This window comes from Burkholderia sp. KCJ3K979 (assembly GCF_016759955.1).
Lineage (GTDB): Bacteria > Pseudomonadota > Gammaproteobacteria > Burkholderiales > Burkholderiaceae > Burkholderia > Burkholderia orbicola.
Genome location: NZ_JACFYV010000344.1, coordinates 1 through 4,382 on the forward strand (window position 1 = coordinate 1; position 4,382 = coordinate 4,382).

General features: G+C 68.6%; 6 protein-coding genes. All 6 read right to left on the bottom strand.

What is annotated here, in order from left to right:
- Window positions 1-375 (bottom strand): urease accessory protein UreF (locus H3O04_RS34200; protein ID WP_272929914.1); only part of this gene is annotated, 375 nt, incomplete at its 3' end.
- Entirely contained in the window at window positions 362-976 is a 615-nt protein-coding gene (gene ureE, locus H3O04_RS34205; RefSeq protein ID WP_011544771.1) for an urease accessory protein UreE, read from the bottom strand. The genes H3O04_RS34200 and ureE, both read right to left, overlap by 14 nt.
- 18 nt (window positions 977-994) lie before the next feature.
- Complete coding sequence (ureC, locus tag H3O04_RS34210) at window positions 995-2,701, bottom strand: urease subunit alpha (RefSeq protein WP_006476701.1); 1,707 nt, start codon at window positions 2,699-2,701, stop codon at window positions 995-997.
- 28 nt (window positions 2,702-2,729) lie between these two features.
- Window positions 2,730-3,035, bottom strand: coding sequence for an urease subunit beta (locus H3O04_RS34215; RefSeq protein WP_011544772.1), 306 nt, complete (start codon window positions 3,033-3,035; stop codon window positions 2,730-2,732).
- 8 nt (window positions 3,036-3,043) lie between these two features.
- Complete coding sequence (gene ureA, locus H3O04_RS34220; protein ID WP_006406310.1) at window positions 3,044-3,346, bottom strand: urease subunit gamma; 303 nt, start codon at window positions 3,344-3,346, stop codon at window positions 3,044-3,046.
- A 236-nt stretch (window positions 3,347-3,582) separates the two neighbouring features.
- On the bottom strand, window positions 3,583-4,382 hold an 800-nt coding region (locus tag H3O04_RS34225; protein WP_237666531.1), incomplete at its 5' end, for an urease accessory protein UreD.

The window sequence follows — 4,382 nt, forward strand, 5'->3', positions numbered from 1 at the left end:
CGACGCGAGCGTCGCGCGGCGTGCGGCGTCGCCCCATTCGAGCGATGCGCACAGCTGCGCGAGCGACCAGCCCATCTGTTCGGTTTCGCGGCGCAGTTCGGCCGATTCCCGGCTCGCGACGAACCAGGCATTTTCGGCGGCGAGCGCATGCGTGTCGTGTGTTTGCCAGCGGGCGAGCTGGTGCGCGAGGAACGGCAGTTCGCCGTGCGCGAGCACGTCGGTCAGGCCGCTCGCGATCCAGTCGCGCGCGGAATCGGCGTCGCGGATCAGGTTCGCGTCGAGCGCGGCTTCGAGGCCCTGCGAATAGCTGTACGCGCCGATCGGCAAAGCCGGCGACGCGAGGTGCAGCAGCGCGACGAGCTCAGTGGTGGTCATGACCGTGGTGGCCGTGCGTGCAGCCGGGACCATGCTGATGATCGTGATCGTGATCGTGATCGTGATCGTGCGAATGCGCATGCCCGTGGTGTTCGCCGAACACCTGCTGCGCGAGCGCGTAGTCTTCGGCGAACGTTGCGTCGTGTCCGTGTTTGTGGCCACCGCCGTACGCACCGGCTTCCGGCTGGAACGGTGCATGCGTTTCGTCGACCTGCGTGCCGAGCCGGCGCAGCATGTCCGCGAGCACCGGATCGGCTTCGAGCTTCAGGTAGCCGTCGCCGATCTCGACCGGCGTGTGACGGTTGCCGAGATGGTACGCGGCGCGCATCAGCGTGAGCGGGTCGGCCGCGCGTACGAGCAGCACGGTTTCGGGGGCCGCCGCGATACGCACGAGCGCACCGTCGTCGGCGACGAGCACGTCGCCGTCGCGCAGCACGGTGCCGCGCGGCAGCAGCACCGCGACGTCCTCGCCGGTGTCGAGCGTCGCCGCGAGGCGACTCTTGCAGCGGGCGTCATAGGCGAGCGTGAGCGTCGGCGCGCGAGCCACGAGCGACGCGGCGAGTTTCACGTTCGGGGCAATACGTTTGTCGAGGGTACGCATGAAACTGGGGATTCCGGATCAGAACAGGAAATAGCGCTGCGCCATCGGCAGCACCGTCGCCGGTTCGCAGGTGAGCAACTGGCCGTCGGCGATCACGTCGTAGGTTTCCGGATCGACGCTGATCGACGGACGCCATGCGTTGTGGATCATGTCGGCCTTCGTCACGTTGCGGCAATTGCGCACCGGCACGATCCGCTTCGCGAGGCCGTAGCGCTCCGCGATGCCCGCATCGGCCGCCATCTGCGACACGAAGGTCAGCGACGTGCGCGCGAGCGCCCCGCCGCGGGTCGCGAACATCTCGCGATAGTGAACCGGCTGCGGCGTCGGAATCGACGCGTTCGGGTCGCCCATCTGCGCGACCGCGATCATCCCGCCCTTGAGGATCATCGACGGCTTGATCCCGAAGAACGCGGGCTCCCACAGCACGAGGTCGGCCCACTTGCCGGGCTCGATCGAGCCGACTTCGTGCGCGATGCCGTGCGTGAGCGCCGGGTTGATCGTGTACTTCGCGACGTAGCGCTTCGCGCGGAAGTTGTCGTTGCGCGCGGTGTCCTCCGGCAGCGCGCCGCGCTGCACCTTCATCTTGTGCGCGGTCTGCCAGGTGCGGATGATCACTTCGCCGACGCGGCCCATCGCCTGCGAATCGGACGACAGCATCGACAGTGCGCCGAGATCGTGCAGGATGTCCTCGGCCGCGATCGTCTCGCGACGAATGCGCGATTCGGCGAACGCGAGATCCTCGGCGATCGACGGATCGAGGTGATGGCACACCATCAGCATGTCGAGATGCTCGTCGAGCGTGTTGATCGTGTACGGGCGCGTCGGATTGGTCGACGACGGCAGCACGTTCATCTCGCCGCACACCTTCAGGATGTCCGGCGCATGGCCGCCGCCCGCACCTTCGGTGTGGTACGTGTGGATCGTGCGGCCCTTGAACGCGGCGACCGTCGATTCGACGAAGCCGGCCTCGTTCAGCGTGTCCGTGTGGATCGCGACCTGCGTGTCGGTGTCATCGGCCACCGACAGGCAGTTGTCGATCGCGGCGGGCGTCGTGCCCCAGTCCTCGTGCAGCTTCAGGCCGATCGCGCCGGCCGCGATCTGCTCGACGAGCGGCTGCGGCAGGCTCGCGTTGCCCTTGCCGAGAAAGCCGAGATTGATCGGCCAGCCGTCGGCGGCCTGCAGCATGCGCTCCATGTGCCACGGGCCCGGCGTGCAGGTGGTCGCGTTGGTGCCGGTCGCCGGCCCGGTGCCGCCGCCGAGCATCGTCGTGACGCCCGATGCGAGCGCCTCGTCGATCTGCTGCGGGCTGATGAAGTGGATGTGCGTGTCGATGCCGCCCGCGGTCACGATCAGCCCTTCGCCGGCGATCACTTCGGTCGCGGCGCCGATCGCGATCGTCACGCCCGGCTGGATGTCGGGGTTGCCGGCCTTGCCGATCGCGGCGATGCGGCCGTGCTTGATCGCGATGTCGGCCTTCACGATGCCCCAGTGATCGAGGATCACCGCGTTCGTGATGACGGTATCGGGCACGTCGGCGGCCACGCGCTGCGACTGGCCCATCCCGTCGCGGATCACCTTCCCGCCGCCGAACTTCACTTCCTCGCCGTACGTGGTGAAGTCGCGTTCGATCTCGATCAGCAGTTCGGTATCGGCGAGCCGGACGCGGTCGCCCGTCGTCGGCCCGAACATTTCCGCGTACGCGCGGCGGCTCAAGCGTAGTGTCATGTGCTGTTCCTGAAGAGCGGGGCGCGGCTTACAGCGGCCCCATCACCTTGCCCTGAAAACCGTAGACGGCGCGCTCGCCCGCCAGCGCGACGAGCTCGACGGTGCGCGTCTGGCCCGGCTCGAAGCGCACGGCCGTGCCGGCCGCGATGTTGAGCCGGAAGCCGCGCGCGGCCGCGCGGTCGAACGACAGCGCGTCGTTGACTTCGAAGAAGTGGTAGTGCGAGCCGACCTGCACCGGGCGATCGCCGGTGTTCGCGACGACGAGCGAGAGCGTCGCGCGGCCCGCGTTCAGTTCGTGTTCGCCGTCGTCGGTGAGGATTTCGCCGGGGATCATGCGGGGCCTCACGGAATCGGGTGGTGGACGGTCACGAGCTTCGTGCCGTCGGGGAAGGTCGCTTCGACCTGGATGTCGGGAATCATTTCCGGCACGCCATCCATCACGTCGTCGCGCGTGAGCAGCGTCGTGCCGTAGTGCATCACTTCGGCCACCGTCTTGCCGTCGCGCGCGGCTTCCATCAGCGCCGCGGTGATGAAGGCCACCGCCTCCGGATAGTTGAGCTTCAGGCCGCGCGCGCGGCGGCGTTCGGCGAGCAGCGCCGCCGTGAAGATCAGCAGCTTGTCCTTTTCGCGGGGAGTCAGTTTCATGAAGGCAGACGTTCAGGAAAACGTAATTTTTATCGGTGCGCATGCGACGGGGCAGGGGTGCGGATCATCGTAGCACCGCGCTGTTTTGCGTGCGTCGTGTATCGCTTATGTAAGCAGCAAGGTGCGTGCCATGTGCATCCGACGTGCCTTCATGCGCGTTCGTGGTGCGTGATGCATGGCGAGCGTGCGGCGCGCGGGGTGACGTTGCGCCGAAACGGTGCGTGATGCGTGCGCGGTCAGGTTTGCCAGAGACGCAGCGGCCGCGCATCGACGCTGTGCACGATCGGCCGCAACTGCAGCCAGCAGTCGGTGAAGTGGCGCTGCAGCGCTTCCATCGACGTCGACATCGCGCGTACCAGCACGACGCCGGGTGTCACGCAGGTCGCGCCGGCGCGCAGCGTGTCGTCGAACGGCATCCGCGCGGCGAGCGTTTCGGCGAGCGCCGCGTCGCACGCGGCGCCGACGGCCCACAGCGTGCCGTAGGCAGGAAAACCGGCGAGGCCTTGCAGCGCGCCGCGCAGCGGGTCGCGCGCATCGAGCAGCGCGCGCTCGGTCCAGAGCGGCCGGCCGTCGGCGGCGACGAGCGCAGAGGTCGATGCGATGCGGCCCGCCGACCAGGTTTCGCCGGCCGCCTGCCGGCCGAGCTGCGTCGCGTCCCAGCCGATCGCGCTTGCCCCTTCGCCGAGCGTCACCGTGAAGTCGAGCGCCGCGTGCGCTGCGTCGAAGAACAGGTTGTTCTGCGGCAGCCAGTCGAGCTTCGCGTGCGCGCCGACCGTGATGCCGATGCGCTGCGTCGCATCGAGGCCGTTCGATTTGTACCACTTGGTCGCGCCGGGCGTCGTCAGTACCGCGTGCGTGCCGTCGCCGAGCGCGATGTCGATGTCGAGCCGGTCGCCGCCCGCGACGCCGCCCGGCGGATGGACGATCACCGCATGGCAGATCGCGTCGCCTTCCGGGTACAGCGGCCGCTGCACGCGCAGCGGGCCGTCGTGCAACCGGTGCGCGAGCGTCGTGCGCGCGCCGTGCCGCTCGAAGC